Consider the following 14,805-nt stretch of genomic DNA (forward strand, 5'->3'; position numbering starts at 1 on the left):
GCGCCATTCAGGTTGAACAGTGGGTGGCATGCACGCAATCCGACTGCACGAATTCGGTCCGGCCACCAACCTCCGCTACGAGTCCGTTCCCGATCCCGAGCCGGCGCCCGGCCAGGTGCGCATCGCGGTGGCGGCCTGCGGCGTCCACCTGGTCGACACCGCCCTGCGCCGGGGCGAGCCCGGCCCCTTCCCGGTCCCGTCACTGCCGACGGTGCCGGGCCGTGAGGTCGCCGGCACCGTCGACCGGGTCGGTGCGGGTGTCGACGCGCGGCTGCTGGGCACCCGGGTGGTCGCGCATCTGGGCGCCGCCCCCGGCGGGTACGCGGAGTTCGCGACGGCCGACGCCGACCGGCTGCTGACCATCCCCGACGGCGTGTCCCCGAGCACGGCGGTGGCGATGCTCGGGACCGGGCGCACGACCCTGGGCATCCTGCTGTTCACCGAGCTCGACGCCGACAGTGTCGCGGTGGTGCCCGCCGCGGCCGGTGGGATCGGCACCCTGCTCGTGCAGTACGCCGTCGCGGCGGGCGCGACCGTGGTCGGACTGGCGGGCAGCCCGGACAAGGTGCGCCGGGTCGCGGCGAACGGCGCCGCTGTCGCGGTCGACTACACCGCCGAGGACTGGCAGGGCACGGTCCGCGCTCAGCTGGGCGGGCGCACCGCGACCGACGTGTTCGACGGTGTCGGCGGCGCGGTCGGCGCCGCCGCGGTCGAACTGCTCGGCTCCGGCGGCAGGCACCTGGTCTTCGGCTGGTCCAGCGGCGCGCCGACCGCCGTCGATCCGGACGCACTGGCCACGCGGGGCATCACCTCCCGATCGGTGCTCGGTCCGGCGATGCTGGAGCGCGCCGGCGGCGACCTGCTGCCGCTGTCGCGGCGGGCACTGACCGCCGCCGCCGACGGCCTGTTCCGGCCCGCCCTCACCGAGTTCCCGCTCGCGGAGGCAGCGCGGGCGCACGAATCCCTCGAAAACCGGTCGACCACAGGAAAAGTCGTGCTGATTCCCTGATTCGCCGAATCCTTTCCCGCGGCTCGCCGAATGTCGTGCGGCGGTCTCGCGCGCGGTGGTGGAGACTGGAACCATGACCGACGCGCAGCCGTCCGCCGACCGTCGACTCGCCGCCCAGGCGCTGGCGGCCGACGATCCGACCGGCTGGTTCGAACCGCTCTACGCCGAGGCCGCGGCGGGGACCTCGGTCGTTCCGTGGGACCGCGACGAACCCAATCCGCTGCTGGTCGACTGGTTCACCACCACCCCGACGCCCCTGGGCCGCCGCGCTCTGGTCATCGGCTGCGGGTACGGCGTCGACGCCGAGTTCGTTGCCGCGCAAGGTATCCGGACCACCGCCTTCGACATCTCGCCCACCGCCATCCGCGGCGCCCGCACCCGCTTCCCGCAGTCCCCGGTCACCTACAAGGTCGCCGACCTGCTGCACCCACCCGCCGCCTGGCTCGCCGCCTTCGACCTGGTCGTGGAGTCCATCACCATCCAGTCCCTGCCCTCGTCCGTCCGCGCGGCCGCGATCGCCGCCATCCGCGGTTTCCTGGCCCCCGACGCCACCCTCCTGGTCATCGCCGACATCGCCACCACCCCGGCCCCGGGCCCACCCTGGCCCCTCACCCCCGCCGACATGAACGCGATCGCCACCCCCGACCTCATCCCGATCCGCATCGAACGTCTCCCCCGCCCCGACACCCCGGGCCGCCACCGCTGGCGTGCCGAATTCCACCGCCCCGCGGCCACGGACACCTCTGCCTGACCGACACCGCTACGCCGCCCCGAGTCAGCGGGACGCCGGCGCATCGCCAGAGCCTGCCGCCGTGGTTCGGACTCCTCGCCAGCCGGCCCAGGTCAGCACAAGTCCGGCCAGCAGTCCGAGCATGGCGGGTACGGCGACCAGACCGATGCGCAATCGCACCGTCGGGTCATCGAGGCTCCCCCTCGGCTCCACATCGACACTTCCCGCTGTCCCGGACCACGGCTCATAGCTGCCGCCGTAGACCACGAAGACGTCGATGTCGCTCACCCACCATTCGAACAGGCCCATCGCGGCCAGCCCGCATCCGAGACCGAGCGTGGTGAACGCGAGAATCGTGCGAGCGCGGGAGCTCGGCATAGCGGTCGTCATGGCCCCAGTGAAGCAGCATCGACCGCAGCCCGGTCGCAGTCTCGGCGGTCGCGACGACGCCGCCGGCTATCGGGCTTGTACCGCAACCGATTCGGTCGGCCGGCGCCACGCCGGGACGGTCAGGTAGGTCGCGGCACGCAGCACCCATTCGATCGGCCCGTACGGGTGGCCGCGCAGCCACCACGAGCTCAGGGCCAGCTGGGCGGCGAAGGTGAGCAGGCCGATGCCCACGACGCCCAGGGGCGGGATGTCGTCGGCCAGGGCGAAGCCGTAGCCGGTGTAGACCACCATGAGCACGATCGATTGGCCGATGTAGTTCGACGCCGCCATCCGGCCCGCCGGTGCGAGCCGGGCGGCGAAGCGGCTCGTGCGGGCCGACCGGGCGAGCCGCACCACCACGGCGACGTAGGCGAAGGTCATCACGGGGCCGACGAGGTATTGCAGCCCGTGGATCAGCGCGGGCGCGTTCCACCAGCCCATGACGTCGGCGAAGGTGAGTGCCGAGATGGGCAGGCCGAGGCCGAAACCGACCACCAGCGCGCGGGCTGACCAGCGGCGCACGGTGTCGGGGTCCTCGAACAGGTTCCGCTTGCCCGCCGCCATGCCGAGCAGGAACATGGCGAAACTCGGAATGCCCTGGGCGAACCAGATCAGCAGCAGGAAGATCGGAGCGAGCGCGGTCTGCGCCGCGAAGGTGTCGGCGAAGCCGCCGGTGTAGTCGGCGGCCAGCTTCGGCAGGTCGAAGAACTCGCCGAGGCCGAGGATGCTCGTCTCGCCGGGCAGGAAACTCCACACCGACCACACCGTGTAGAGCACCACCCCGGTGACGACGGCGGTGCGCGGCCGCAGCTTGCGCAGCAGGATCAGGTGCAGGCACAAGAACGCGTACAGGGTGAGGATGTCGCCGATCCACAGCAGATACACGTGAACGAGCCCGATCGCCATCAGCGCGGCGCAGCGCCGCAGCAACCGCCGCGCTGGCGCGACTCCGGCGCGTTCGGCCGCCGCGATCTGCAGGGTGAACGAATACCCGAACAGGAACGCGAACAACAGGTAGAACCGGCCGGTGAACAGGGCGTCGACGGTGGCGCGCACCAGGTGGTCGGCCGTGCCGTCGAACCGGGGCACCGGTGCGTCGCGGGTTCCGGTCGCCGACCACAGTGTCGTCGCCACGATCAGGTTGGTGATCAGGATGCCGAACAGGGCGAACCCGCGCAGGATGTCGACCTCGGCGATCCGTCGACCGGAAGATACTGTGGGCGAACGCGTTCCGAGTGCCTCAGCCATAAGGTGAGCGTAGGCGCGGTGGCGGGTCCACTTCGTCCACCGTGCGGGCTATTTTCAGCCGCTACCGCCGCCGTACCCCATCCACCCTGCGGCGTATTGACTTCCCCCGCCGGGCCTGCCACGGCGCCCACCTAGACTGCGGGAGTGTCGCATTCCCTTCCGGTCCGCCCCGAGCTGTCGGCGGCCGTCGAATCCCTGCACGCCGACCTCGCCCGATGGCTGGGCACCGCCGCGCCGGTCGAGGTGTTCGACCGCTTCGCCGCCGCCCAGCACCCGGACTTCACCATGGTGACCACCACCGGCGCGGTCCTGGCCCGCGACGAGCTGCTCACCGGGCTGCGCGGTGCCCGCAACGCACAGCCCGGCCTGGCGATCGAGATCACCGAGCTCGAATGCCTCCTCGACGACGACACCGTGGTGATCCGCTTCCTCGAACGCCACCTGTCCGGCGACGCCGCGACCGCCCGCCGCGTCACCGCGGTCCTTGTCCCCGACGACCGCGCCGGGCAGCCGCGCTGGCGCACCGTCCACGAGACGCCCCTGGCCTGACCGGGCCGCCGCGCCCGCGGTGCCACAATGGAACGCGAACATGCTCGTGCAGGGACTCGCAACCACCATGGAGGCGGACATGCAGGCAGTTGTCATCGACCGGTTCGGCGATCCGAAGGACGTGCTCACCGCGCAGGAGGTGCCGCCGCCGGAGCCGGGACCGGGCGAGGTGCGGATCGCGATGACGCTGTCACCGATTCACAATCACGACCTGGCCATCATTCGCGGTGTCTACGGGTACAAACCGCCGCTGCCGGCCATCCCCGGTACCGAGGCGGTCGGCGTGGTCGACGCGGTGGGGCCCGGCGCGGGCGGGGTCGCGGTGGGACAGCGGGTCGCCGTGGCGGGCGCTCGCGCGGCCTGGGCCGACTTCGTCGTCGTCCGGGGTGAGCAGGTCGTGCCGATGCCGCCGCAGGTCCCCGACGGCACCGCCTGCCAGCTGCTGGCCATGCCGCTGAGCGCGCTGATGCTGCTCGACGATCTGCACGTGCACCCCGGGCAGTGGATCACGGTGAACGCCGCCAACGGCGCGGTCGGCCGGCTGCTCAACCTGTTCGCCCAGCAGCGCGGCGTGCGGGTGCTGAGCCTGGTCCGCGGGCCGGACTCGGTGCGAGCCCTCGAACAGTTCGGCTACGGACCGGTGATCGACACCGGGACCGAGAACTGGGCGACCCGTGCGGCCGAGGTCACCAACGGCGAGCCGATCGTGCGGGCGGTCGACCAGGTCAGCGGCCCCGCCGCGGGCACGCTGATGTCGCTGCTGGCGCCGCGTGGTGAACTGATCTCCTTCGGCGCGCTGTCGGGTCAGCCGCTGGTCATCGACACCGGCGCCGTCATCTTCAAACAGGCCGTGGTGAAAGGCTTCTGGGGCCAGCAGCGCTCCAGCGAGATCGAGCACGCCGACTACGTGCGCCTGATCACCGAACTGGTCGGCCTGGCCGCCGCGGGCACCTTACGGCTGGAGGTGCAGGCCGAGTTCCCGCTCGACCGCGCGGGCGAGGCGGCGGTCGTGTCCGAGACCCCCGGCCGCAACGGCAAGGTGGTGCTGCGCGCGGGCGCCCGCTGACCCCATCATCCACAAGTTCGATCCCACGATCGAAGCCCACGGCGACCCGACGCCGTGGGCTTCGCCCGTTGTTACGGTCCGACCATGACGCGAGAAGACACCTCGCCGCGGAAGAAGACGATCAGCAACCCCTACATCCATCGACTGCAGCGCAGGCACTTCCTGCTCTTCGATGTCGCGCCGATCGTGGGAACCGTTGCCGCGCTGGCCTTCCTGTTCGTGCGCCCGCTCGGCGCCGTGGAGCTGGGGCTGCTGTTCGGGATGTGGCTGCTGACCGGTCTCGGCATCACCGTCGGCTACCACCGCCTGTTCACCCATCGCACCTTCCGCACCACGCCCGCGGTCGCGGCCGTGCTCGCGGTGTTCGGGTCGATGGCCGGGCAGGGCCCGGTGGTGTCGTGGGTGGCGCTGCACCGGCGCCATCACGAATACAGCGATCGCGAGGGAGATCCGCACTCCCCCAACCTCTCCGGTGACGGTCTGCGCGGCGCGCTGCGCGGGCTGGCGCATTCGCACTTCCTGTGGATGCGCCGCCACGAGTACCCGAACATCGTCCACTACGCCCCCGACCTGATCAAGGACCGGTCGCTGGTACGGGTGGCGCGGCTGTACTACTGGTGGGTGGGCCTGGGCCTGCTGCTGCCCGCCGTGCTGGGCGGACTGCTCACCCTGAGCTGGACCGGCGCCGTGAGCGGTCTGCTGTGGGGTGGGTTCGTGCGGATCTTCCTGCTCGAGCACATCGTCTGGGCGATCAACTCGTTCCTGCACATGATGGGGACCCGCCCGTATCAGTCCAGGGAGAACAGCCGCAACGGCGGCGTGTTCGCGCTGATCACTCTCGGCGAGTCGTGGCACAACAATCATCACGCCTTCCCCGAGTCACCGTCGTTCGGATTGCACTGGTACCGGCTCGATCCCGGCTACTGGCTGATCTGGACGCTCGAAACCTTCGGTCTGGCCTGGGATCTGAAGATCCCCTCGGCCGACCGGCTGGCCGCCAAACGCGCATGAGGAGCTGTCGTGGACACCAGTAGAGAAGCCATCGTCACGTGGTGCCAGGAGTATCTCGGGCAGCTGCTCGAGGTCCCGGCGAGCACCATCGACCCGCTCGCCGACTTCGACCGTCTCGGTGTCGATTCCGCGCTGGCGGTCGCCCTGCTCATCGAGGTGGAGGAGCAGTTCGGCGTCGACCTGTCGCCCGAGGACCTCTACGAGAACCCGACGCTGGACGCGGTCGCCGGGCACCTGCACGAGCGGCTGACCGCGAACGCGGGCCGCCGGTGACCGAGCCGGCCGATGCCCGCGCCGACGCCGCGGCCGCGGCGATCCGGCACCACTACGACATCGGCAACGCCTTCTACCGCCTGTGGCTGGACACATCGCTGAGCTACTCGTGCGCGATGCCCGCCACTCCCGCCGACACCCTCGAGTCCGCGCAGGACCGCAAGCTCCGCCACCACCTGAGCGCGATCGACGCCGACCGGGCGGAGTCGGTGCTCGACATCGGCTGCGGCTGGGGCTCGGTGCTCGCGCGTGGCAGCCGCGAGCACGGTGTGGCGCGGATGGTCGGGCTGACCCTCAGCGACGAACAGGCCGAGCATGTCCGGGCGCTGGCGCTGCCGGGCGTCGAGGTGCGGACCGAGAGCTGGGTGCACTACGCGCCGGAGGCTCGCTTCGACGGGATCATCTCGATCGGCGCGTTCGAGCACTTCGCGCGGCCCGACGACACCCCGGCCGCCAAGATCGCGGTGTACCGGGAATTCTTCACCCGCTGCCGGGACTGGCTCACCGCCGACGGCACGCTGTCGCTGCAGACGATCGCCTACGGCAACATGCGCCGCGAGCAGGCCAGCGCCTTCATGCAGCAGGAGATCTTCCCCGATGCCGACCTGCCGACCCTCGCCGAGATCACCGCGGCCGCCGACGGGCTCTTCGAGATCGTCGGGCTCACCGACGACCGGCTCGACTACGCCTGGACCTGCGCGCAGTGGGCGCGCCGGCTGCGCGAACACCGGGCAGAGGCCGTCGCGCTGGTCGGCGCGGAGACCGTCGCCCGGTACGAGCGCTATCTGAAGCTGTCGGCGCTGGGCTTCCGGATGGGCAAACTCGGCCTGTTGCGCATCGTCGCCCGTCCCTATCCGGAGACCTTCTTCTCGCGCCGGGGGCGAGGATGACGCTGTCCGCGCCGCGCCCGTCGATCCGGTTCAACCCGTTCAGCGCCGAGTTCCGGCGTGATCCCTACCCGGCGTACCGAGCGCTGCGGGAGTCGCGGCCGGTGCACAAGACGCTCGGCATGTGGGTGCTGACCCGGCACGCCGACGCGCGAACCGTGCTGCACGACAGATCCTTCAGCGCGGGGCTGATCCCACGGCTGGTGACCGAGCAGGCCCGCAGGCTCGGTCAGCCCGAGGTCGCGCGGATCGAACGCCTCGGGCGCACCTCGCTGGTGTTCACCGACAACCCCGAGCACGCCCGCCTGCGCGGCCTGGTGAACAAGGTGTTCACGGCGCGCACGATCGCGACCCTGGAACCCCTGGTGGCCTCCATCGCCGACCGGCTGCTGCGGCCCGCGATCGCCGCGGGCCGGGCCGAGGTGATCACCGACCTGGCCGGACCGCTCCCGGTCGCGGTGCTGTGCGAGTGGATGGCGCTGCCGCCCGCCCTGCACGCCTGGGTCGGTGGCTGGACGCACGACATCCGCTTCCTGCTCGAGCCCGGCCTGATGAAGGCCGAGGACCTGACCCGCGTGCGCACCGTCGTGGAGTTGTTCGCCGACGCACTGGCCGAGGTGCTCGCCGAACGCCGCGCCGCCCCCGGTGACGACTTGATCAGCCGCCTGCTCGCCGCGCGCACCGCGGGCGGGGACCGCCTGACCGACGAGGAGCTGATCTTCGTCTGCATCATGTGTTTCGTCGCGGGCACCGAGACCACAAAGTCGCTCATCGGCACCGCCACCCTGGCCCTGCTGCGGCACCCGGATCAGGCCGCCATGGTGCGGCGGTCCCCCGACTCGCTGCGCGCCGCGGTCGCGGAAGCCCTGCGCTACGACGCGCCGCTCCAGCTGACCAAGCGGCTGGCCACCCGGGACGTGACGATCGGCGGGGAGACGATCCGCGCGGGCGAGCATGTCCTGGTGTGTCTGGGCGCGGCGAACCGCGATCCCGAGATCTTCGCTCGCCCCGACGAATTCGACATCACCCGGACGCCGGGGAATCACCTGGCCTTCGGGCACGGCATGCACGGCTGCCTCGGGGGCGCCCTCGCCGAGCTCCAGACCCGGATCGCCCTGGACGCCCTCCTGCGCAGGCATCCGCGCCTGGCCACACCGGCGGGCGACTTCGCCTGGCAGGAGCACAGTTTCCTGCTGCGCGGCCTCGACAGCCTGCCCGTGTCGTTCGGAGCGAGCCGATGAGCACTCTTCTGCTGCCCGAGGTCCTGCGCGAGCGTGCGCACGCCACCCCCGACCGCGTCGCCTACCGCTTCCTCGACGACACCGGCGCCGAGGCCGACCACCTCACCTACGCCGAGCTGCACGCCAGGGCCATGGCGGTGGCGGCGCAGGTGCGCGCGGTCTGCGCGCCGGGCGAACGAGCGCTACTGTTCTTCCCGCCCGGACTCGACTTCCTCGCCGCCTATTTCGGCTGCCTGTTCGCGCGGGTGATCGCGGTCCCGGTCAATCCGCCGCGCCGCACGCACGTCCAGCACGCGACGCGCTCGATCGTGCGGGATTGCGCGCCCGCCGTGGTTCTCACCGTCACCGGGGCGCTCGAGCCGCTGCGCACCGCGCTGCAACCACTACTGCCACAGGCCGCCTGGCTGACCGTCGACACCCTGACGCGCACCGAGTTCCCCGCCGAGCCGATCGACCCCGGCGCGGTGGCGTTCCTGCAGTACACCTCCGGGTCCACCTCGGCGCCCAAGGGCGTCATGGTCTCGCACCGCAATCTGGCCGCCAACCAGGAGATGATCCGGCACGCCTTCGGTCACGACAGCGGGTCGACGGTGGTCGGCTGGGCGCCGCTGTTCCACGATCAGGGCCTGATCGGCAATGTGCTGCAACCACTCTGGGTGGGCGCGACCAGCGTGCTGCTGTCACCGGCCACCTTCGTGCGCAGGCCGCTGCTGTGGCTGACGGCGATCAGCGAGTACCGCGCGCACTCCAGCGGCGGCCCGAACTTCGCCTTCGACGCGTGCGTCGCCAGGGCCGCCGCCGAGCCTGTGCCCGAGCTGGATCTCACCAGCTGGCAGGTCGCGTTCAACGGCGCCGAGCCGATCCGCCCGGCCACGCTCGCGCGGTTCGCCGAAACCTTCGCCCCGCACGGCTTCCGGGCCACTTCGCTCTACCCCTGCTACGGGCTGGCCGAAGCGACCCTGCTGGTCACCGGCAGCGACAAGGGCCGCGGCCCGCGCACACTGACCGTCGACACCGCCGCGCTCGGTGCCGGGCACTATCGACCCGCCCGACCGGGCACGGCGCGCACGCTGGTCAGTTCCGGGCGGGTCCTGCCCGGTGAACGCGTCCGCATCGTCGACACCGCCACGCTGCGGTCGTGCCCGGCGGGCCGGACCGGTGAGATCTGGGTGACCGGCGACCATGTGGCACAGGGCTATTGGCGGCGCCCCGAGGCGACCGAGGAACTGCTGCGGGCCCGCGCCGCCGACGATCCGCGCACCGCCTGGCTGCGCACCGGCGATGTCGGGATGCTGGTGGACGGCGACCTGTATGTCGTCGGCCGGATCAAGGACATGGTGATCATCCGCGGCCGCAATCACTATCCGCACGACATCGAGGACACCGTGCAGTCCGCGCATCCCGCGCTGCGCCACGGCGGCTCGGCGGCCTTCGCCTACTTCGGTGACGCGGGTGAGCGGCTGGTGGTCGTGCAGGAGCTGCGCCGTGACCGGCTCGACGCCGATCCCGCCGAGGTGATCGGAGCGATCCGGGCGGCGGTGATCCGGGAACACGAACTCGCCGTCGGCGACCTGGTGCTGACGCCGCCGGACCAGCTGGCCAAGACGAGCAGTGGCAAGATCATGCGATCGGCCGCCCGCGCGCGGTACGCGGCAGCGGGTTTCGAGGCATGGCCATCCACCCCCGACCAGAGGAGCCCGACCCGATGACGACGCAGGCCCCCAACCCCGATTTCGCCCAGGTCGTTCCCGCCGCGGTGCTGTCCATGCCCGCTGCCGCCCATCTGGGTTTCCATTTCGGACGGATCGCGCCCGGCGAGGTCGAGATCGTGCAGCCGCACCGCCGCGAACTCACCCAGCACGACGGCTATTTCCAGGGTGGTGTGCTCGGCTCGCTCGCCGACTTCGCGGCGGGATCGGCGGCGGGCACCCTGCTGCCGATCGGCTGGATCAATATGACCGTCGACTACACGGTGAAGATCCTCGCTCCCGCCAAGGGCGCGACGGTGATCGCGCGCGGCCGGGTGATCAAGCCCGGTGCGCTGCTCACCATCGCCGCCGCCGAGGTCTTCTCCGTCGAGGACGACGGTGAAACCCTGTGCGCGACAGCGCTGGTCACGATGCGCAATGTGCGCATCGCGACACCGTGACCCGAGAGGCCGTGATCCCATGCCCTTCGTCGTCGTCGACGGTGTGTCCATCGCCTACACCGACACCGGTACCCCGGCGGGCAAGCCCGACGCGCCCACGGTCGTCTTCGGCCACGGCTTGTTGTTCGGCGGCTGGATGTTCCGCGCCCAGCTGTCATCCCTGCAACTCGACTACCGTTGCGTCACCCTCGACTGGCGCGGCCAGGGCCACACTCCGCCCACGCCCGGCGGCTACGACATGGACACCCTCACCGCCGACGCCGTCGGCGTCCTCGCGGCCCTGCGCACCGGCCCGGTCCACTGGGTCGGTCTGTCCATGGGCGGCTTCGTCGGCCTCCGTCTCGCCGCCCGGCACCCTCGACTCCTGCGTTCCCTCGCCCTCCTCGATACCAGCGCCGACGCCGAAGACCCCACGAAAGTCGCCGAGTACCAGCGCCTCGCGTGGGCATTGCGCTGGTTCGGGCACCGCCCTGTCCTCGGCCGCGTCGCTCCCCACCTCTTCGGCCCCACCTTCCGCGCCTCCCCGGCCGCTTCCGCGGTCCTGGGTGACTGGTCCCGCCGTCTGGCCGCCACCGACCGCGTCGCCCTCCGCAAAGCCGTCCACGGTGTCACCGCCCGCCCCGCCATCGCCCCCGAGCTCCCGTCGATCACCGCCCCCACCCTCGTCCTCGTCGGCGCCGACGACACCGCGACCCCGCCCTCCTGCGCGGACCGCATCGCCACCCTGATCCCCCACGCCCGCCGCCACCACCTGCCGAACTGCGGCCACTCCAGCACCCTCGAACAACCGCAGCTGGTCACCGAGCACCTCCGCCGCTTCCTCACCGCAGTGGACACCGAATCCGTGCACTGATGTCGATCACGGGCTGCCACTGCGCCACCGCCGTCGACCCGGCCGAGGCCCGATCCGCCGGCACCTGCGCGGGCGCGGCGACGCCGGTCAGCGCAGCCCCGATGGCGAAGAGCGCTTCATCTCGTCCGCCGCCCTGCCCCGGCACACATCGGCGCTGAACTGTCCTCGGGCACAGGCATTTCGGCGGCCGATACGACTGGCTTGTCGGGCAGCTGGCCGGCCACGATGGCGGCCAGCGCGAGACCGAAGCCGACGAGCTGGACCGGGCCGAGCCATTGGCCGAGCAGGACCGCGCCGAGCACGGCCGCGACCAACGGCGACAGCAACAGCAGCACCGCGACCGAGGTGACCGGCAACGTGCCCAGCCCGCGGAACCACACGATGTAGGCGAGCAGTCCGCCGCACAGACCCATCCACAGGTAGCCGAGTGCCGCGGGCCCGTCGATCGGGGGTGGCGCGCCCTCGACCAGGGCGGTTACCGGCAACAGGACCAGCCCGCCGGCCGTCAGCTGCCACCCCGCGAAGGCCACGGGGCCGACCCCGGGCGGGCGTCCCCAGCGTTTGGTGAGAGTCAGTCCCAGCGCCATCGATGCCGCGCTCACCAGTCCGGCCGCGACCCCGGTGCCGTCGAGCGCCGCACTCGGCCCGAGCACCACCAGCCCCACCCCGGTGACGCCGATCGTCCCCCAGACCAGCCGCCGCGGTGACGGCCGCTCCCCCAGCACCGGCATCGCCAGCACCGCGACCACCAGTGGTTGCGCCGCCGCGAGGGTCGCCGCGACCCCGCCGGGCAGGTGTTCGGCCGCGAGGAACAGCAGCGGGAACGGCACCCCGATGGTGAGTATCCCCAGCACCGCGATCTTCGCCCACCACAGTCCGCGCGGCAGGATCCGGGTGAGCGCGAGCGCGATCAGCCCGGCGGGCAGGGCGCGCAGCAACCCGGCGAACACCGGGTGATCGGGCGGCAGGAGTTCGGTGGTCACCACGTAGGTCGTGCCCCAGGCGGCGGGCGCGAGCGCGGTGATCGCGGTCCGTGTCACCCGTCCCGCGCCGAGGTCACCGGAAGTCGGCCGAGCCACTGAACCTTTCATGGACCCATCGAACCGCGCGACGATCTATGAATCCAACACATGTTTGTCAACGCAACGATCGTGAAGCACGATGGATGCATGGAGCTCCAGCAGATGCGCTACGTCCTCGCCGTCGCCGAGACCGACAGCTTCACCCGGGCCGCCGAGCGGTGCCTGGTCGTGCAGTCGGCCCTGAGCCATCAGATCGCCCGGCTGGAGCGTGAACTGGGCGCGAAACTGTTCGAACGGACGAGCCGCCGGGTCCGGCTCACCCAGGCGGGCGCTGCCTTCCTCCCGGCGGCCCGTCAGTGTCTCGACGCCGCCGAGCGGGCGGCGGCCGAGGTGGCCGCGGCGGTCGGCGAGGTGCGAGGCAGGCTCGCCGTCGGCCTGATCCCGACCGTCGCCGCGGTCGATCTGCCCGCCGCGCTGCGCGAATTCCGGACCGCGTACCCGCACGTGCGGATCAGTTTGCGGGTCGGCGCGAGCGAGGAGCTGGCCGAGCAGGTCGAACAGGGCGTCCTCGATGTCGCCTTCCTCGGCTTGCCGACGACCACGCGGCCGAGCGGGGTCGCCGCCCACGAACTCGCGCGCGACAAGCTCGTCGCGGTGGTCGCACCGGGCCACCCGCTCGCCGAGGAACCGAGCGTCGATCTGCGCAGGCTCTCGACCGAGGTCTTCGTCGACCTGCCCGCGGGCACGGCGGGCCGGATCCAATCGGATCTGGCGTTCGCGGCGGCGGGCCTGACCCGCGATGTCGCCTTCGAGGTGACGACCGCCGACTACATCGCCCGCCTCGTCAGCCAGGATTTGTGTGTGGCGATGATGCCCGCCGCCCACGCCCCACAGCTCACCGGCGTGCGCATCGTGACGGTCACCGACGCGCCGAGCCGCGTCGAGTACGTCGTGTGGAACCGCGCCGACCGCAGCCCGGCGGCATCGGCCTTCCTCGCGGCACTGGATGTTCCGACGACCCAGCGCTGACAGCTCCCGGCCCCGCCGGCTGCACCGACGGGGCCGGGAACGACGTGTTCAGGCCGGGGTGACCGCGACCGCCAGCGATTCCAGCCCACGGATGACGACATTGGGCTTGAACGGCGGGTTCTCCGAACGCAATTCGACCGTGCGCACCTTGCGCAGCAGCACGTCGAGCAGGATCTCCATCTCCAGCAGCGCCAGCGGGGCGCCGAGGCAGTAGTGGATGCCGAGGCTGAACCCGAGGTGCTTCTTGGCCGGGTTCATCGGATCGGCGTAGCGGGTCAGGTCGACCCGGTCGGGGTCGGGGTAGGCGGCCGGATCGTGATTGGCCGAATTGATCAGCACCACCACACCTTCGCCCTGCTCGAACTCGTGCCCGGCGACGGTGATCGGCCGGGTCGCGGCGCGCGTGGTGATCTGCACCGACGGATCCAGGCGCAGCAGTTCGTCGGGGGCGACGGCCAGCAGTTCGGGACGATCGCGCAGCAGCTGGATCTGGTCGGGGTTGCGCAGCAAGCGCAGCATGCCGGTGCCGATCAGATTGGCGGTGGTCTCGTGACCGGCGACGAAGGTGGTGATGCAGGTCGCGAGGAGCTCCTGCTCGGTGAGCACATCGCCGCGGTCCTCGACCTGCGACAGCACGCTGAGCAGGTCGTCGCGCGGGGTGACGCGCCGCTCGTTGAGCAGCTCACGGAAGTAGCCCATGAACCCGCGCGAGGCGGCGCTGCGGGCGCTCAGGCATTCCTCGGGCAGCGTGTAGTCGTGGTCGAAGCCGCGGGCCAGGTCCTGGGACCACCGGTGGACCTGGTCGTAGGCCTGCTCGGGCACGCCGATCAGCTCGCAGGCGATGATCAGCGGCAGCGGATAGGCGATCTTCTCGACGAGGTCGAATTCGCCCGCGGCCAGGGCGTCGTCGACGAGCTGCTCGCACAGCTGCTCGATCCGGGGGCGCAGCCTGGTCACCATGCGCGGGGTGAAACCCTTGGTGACCAGGTTGCGCAGGCGGGTGTGGTCCGGCGGCTCCATCCACAGGAACGAGGTGGGCAGTTCCTCGGCGGCGTTCTCCGGCGACACCGTGGGGTGCATCATCGCCGCTTCCTCGGCGTGGCTCCACGCGGTGGTGGACAGCACGGCCGCGCAGTCCTCGTAGCGGGTCAGCACATGGTGACCGAGCGGGGTCTGATGGATGGGCCCCGCCTCGCGCAGGACGCGGGCGGGGGCGTACGGATCGGCGCGGCCGTCCGGCCCGAACAGCTGGACCAGTGCGGTCTGGACCGCCTGGGCGTCGATCGGGGAAGTCGTGGAGGTCATGGGT

The 14,805-nt window shown here is 71.4% G+C and carries 16 protein-coding genes; 12 read left to right on the forward strand and 4 right to left on the reverse strand.

Going from position 1 to position 14,805, the window contains the following annotated elements:
- Positions 1-28: 28 nt before the first annotated feature.
- A complete protein-coding gene (locus tag Q7X29_RS21880; RefSeq protein ID WP_316575227.1) occupies positions 29-1,009 on the forward strand; it encodes a zinc-binding dehydrogenase in 981 nt (326 codons plus the stop codon).
- Positions 1,010-1,082: 73 nt separating this feature from the next.
- A complete protein-coding gene (locus Q7X29_RS21885) occupies positions 1,083-1,760 on the forward strand; it encodes a class I SAM-dependent methyltransferase (protein WP_316575228.1) in 678 nt (225 codons plus the stop codon).
- Between the two features lie 24 nt (positions 1,761-1,784).
- Here Q7X29_RS21885 and Q7X29_RS21890 read toward each other — a convergent pair whose 3' ends face one another.
- Both Q7X29_RS21890 and Q7X29_RS21895 read right to left on the reverse strand, forming a co-directional pair.
- Positions 1,785-2,129: a hypothetical protein gene (locus tag Q7X29_RS21890; RefSeq protein WP_316575229.1), complete on the reverse strand. Its 345-nt coding sequence runs from the start codon at positions 2,127-2,129 to the stop codon at positions 1,785-1,787.
- A gap of 66 nt (positions 2,130-2,195) precedes the next feature.
- Positions 2,196-3,416: a DUF418 domain-containing protein gene (locus Q7X29_RS21895; protein WP_316575230.1), complete on the reverse strand. Its 1,221-nt coding sequence runs from the start codon at positions 3,414-3,416 to the stop codon at positions 2,196-2,198.
- A gap of 144 nt (positions 3,417-3,560) precedes the next feature.
- Between Q7X29_RS21895 and Q7X29_RS21900 the strand changes: the two genes are divergently transcribed.
- The 9 genes from Q7X29_RS21900 (at position 3,561) to Q7X29_RS21940 (ending at position 11,445) form a co-directional block, all read left to right on the forward strand.
- The gene (locus Q7X29_RS21900; protein ID WP_218719776.1) at positions 3,561-3,965 is read left to right on the forward strand and encodes a DUF4440 domain-containing protein; all 405 of its coding nucleotides are present in this window, start codon (positions 3,561-3,563) and stop codon (positions 3,963-3,965) included.
- A gap of 79 nt (positions 3,966-4,044) precedes the next feature.
- The gene (locus Q7X29_RS21905; protein ID WP_316575231.1) at positions 4,045-5,031 is read left to right on the forward strand and encodes a zinc-binding dehydrogenase; all 987 of its coding nucleotides are present in this window, start codon (positions 4,045-4,047) and stop codon (positions 5,029-5,031) included.
- Between the two features lie 84 nt (positions 5,032-5,115).
- Positions 5,116-6,042: an acyl-CoA desaturase gene (locus tag Q7X29_RS21910; protein WP_218719778.1), complete on the forward strand. Its 927-nt coding sequence runs from the start codon at positions 5,116-5,118 to the stop codon at positions 6,040-6,042.
- Between the two features lie 9 nt (positions 6,043-6,051).
- Positions 6,052-6,315 (forward strand): acyl carrier protein, encoded by a 264-nt coding sequence (locus tag Q7X29_RS21915; RefSeq protein WP_316575232.1) that lies wholly within the window; start codon positions 6,052-6,054, stop codon positions 6,313-6,315.
- A complete protein-coding gene (locus Q7X29_RS21920) occupies positions 6,312-7,205 on the forward strand; it encodes an SAM-dependent methyltransferase (RefSeq protein WP_218719780.1) in 894 nt (297 codons plus the stop codon). Before Q7X29_RS21915 ends, Q7X29_RS21920 begins: the two co-directional genes overlap by 4 nt.
- The gene (locus Q7X29_RS21925; RefSeq protein ID WP_316575233.1) at positions 7,202-8,443 is read left to right on the forward strand and encodes a cytochrome P450; all 1,242 of its coding nucleotides are present in this window, start codon (positions 7,202-7,204) and stop codon (positions 8,441-8,443) included. The genes Q7X29_RS21920 and Q7X29_RS21925 overlap by 4 nt, the downstream gene beginning before the upstream one ends.
- Positions 8,440-10,152, forward strand: coding sequence for a fatty acyl-AMP ligase (locus tag Q7X29_RS21930; RefSeq protein WP_316575234.1), 1,713 nt, complete (start codon positions 8,440-8,442; stop codon positions 10,150-10,152). The genes Q7X29_RS21925 and Q7X29_RS21930 overlap by 4 nt, the downstream gene beginning before the upstream one ends.
- Complete coding sequence (locus Q7X29_RS21935; RefSeq protein ID WP_218719783.1) at positions 10,149-10,592, forward strand: PaaI family thioesterase; 444 nt, start codon at positions 10,149-10,151, stop codon at positions 10,590-10,592. Before Q7X29_RS21930 ends, Q7X29_RS21935 begins: the two co-directional genes overlap by 4 nt.
- 19 nt (positions 10,593-10,611) lie before the next feature.
- Positions 10,612-11,445, forward strand: coding sequence for an alpha/beta fold hydrolase (locus Q7X29_RS21940; RefSeq protein WP_316575235.1), 834 nt, complete (start codon positions 10,612-10,614; stop codon positions 11,443-11,445).
- A 116-nt stretch (positions 11,446-11,561) separates the two neighbouring features.
- Here the strand turns inward: Q7X29_RS21940 and Q7X29_RS21945 are convergent, their stop codons facing one another.
- Positions 11,562-12,536 carry an EamA family transporter gene (locus Q7X29_RS21945; RefSeq protein WP_316575236.1) on the reverse strand — a complete coding sequence of 325 codons (975 nt, stop codon included), beginning with the start codon at positions 12,534-12,536 and terminating at the stop codon, positions 11,562-11,564.
- 78 nt (positions 12,537-12,614) lie between these two features.
- Between Q7X29_RS21945 and Q7X29_RS21950 the strand changes: the two genes are divergently transcribed.
- A complete protein-coding gene (locus tag Q7X29_RS21950) occupies positions 12,615-13,496 on the forward strand; it encodes a LysR family transcriptional regulator (RefSeq protein ID WP_316575237.1) in 882 nt (293 codons plus the stop codon).
- 48 nt (positions 13,497-13,544) lie between these two features.
- Here Q7X29_RS21950 and Q7X29_RS21955 read toward each other — a convergent pair whose 3' ends face one another.
- Positions 13,545-14,801 carry a cytochrome P450 gene (locus Q7X29_RS21955; RefSeq protein ID WP_316575238.1) on the reverse strand — a complete coding sequence of 419 codons (1,257 nt, stop codon included), beginning with the start codon at positions 14,799-14,801 and terminating at the stop codon, positions 13,545-13,547.
- Positions 14,802-14,805 lie beyond the last annotated feature (4 nt).

Origin of the sequence: Nocardia canadensis, assembly GCF_032656385.1 — a bacterium.
GTDB lineage: Bacteria > Actinomycetota > Actinomycetes > Mycobacteriales > Mycobacteriaceae > Nocardia > Nocardia canadensis.

Excerpts from the sequence above, each read along its gene's own strand:
- Q7X29_RS21880 (WP_316575227.1), top strand. The coding sequence starts at position 29 with ATGCACGCAATCCGACTGCACGAATTCGGTCCGGCCACCAACCTCCGC.
- Q7X29_RS21885 (WP_316575228.1), top strand. The coding sequence starts at position 1,083 with ATGACCGACGCGCAGCCGTCCGCCGACCGTCGACTCGCCGCCCAGGCG.
- Q7X29_RS21890 (WP_316575229.1), bottom strand. The coding sequence starts at position 2,129 with ATGACGACCGCTATGCCGAGCTCCCGCGCTCGCACGATTCTCGCGTTC.
- Q7X29_RS21895 (WP_316575230.1), bottom strand. The coding sequence starts at position 3,416 with ATGGCTGAGGCACTCGGAACGCGTTCGCCCACAGTATCTTCCGGTCGA.
- Q7X29_RS21905 (WP_316575231.1), top strand. The coding sequence starts at position 4,045 with ATGCAGGCAGTTGTCATCGACCGGTTCGGCGATCCGAAGGACGTGCTC.
- Q7X29_RS21910 (WP_218719778.1), top strand. The coding sequence starts at position 5,116 with ATGACGCGAGAAGACACCTCGCCGCGGAAGAAGACGATCAGCAACCCC.
- Q7X29_RS21925 (WP_316575233.1), top strand. The coding sequence starts at position 7,202 with ATGACGCTGTCCGCGCCGCGCCCGTCGATCCGGTTCAACCCGTTCAGC.
- Q7X29_RS21930 (WP_316575234.1), top strand. The coding sequence starts at position 8,440 with ATGAGCACTCTTCTGCTGCCCGAGGTCCTGCGCGAGCGTGCGCACGCC.
- Q7X29_RS21935 (WP_218719783.1), top strand. The coding sequence starts at position 10,149 with ATGACGACGCAGGCCCCCAACCCCGATTTCGCCCAGGTCGTTCCCGCC.
- Q7X29_RS21940 (WP_316575235.1), top strand. The coding sequence starts at position 10,612 with ATGCCCTTCGTCGTCGTCGACGGTGTGTCCATCGCCTACACCGACACC.
- Q7X29_RS21945 (WP_316575236.1), bottom strand. The coding sequence starts at position 12,536 with ATGAAAGGTTCAGTGGCTCGGCCGACTTCCGGTGACCTCGGCGCGGGA.
- Q7X29_RS21950 (WP_316575237.1), top strand. The coding sequence starts at position 12,615 with ATGGAGCTCCAGCAGATGCGCTACGTCCTCGCCGTCGCCGAGACCGAC.
- Q7X29_RS21955 (WP_316575238.1), bottom strand. The coding sequence starts at position 14,801 with ATGACCTCCACGACTTCCCCGATCGACGCCCAGGCGGTCCAGACCGCA.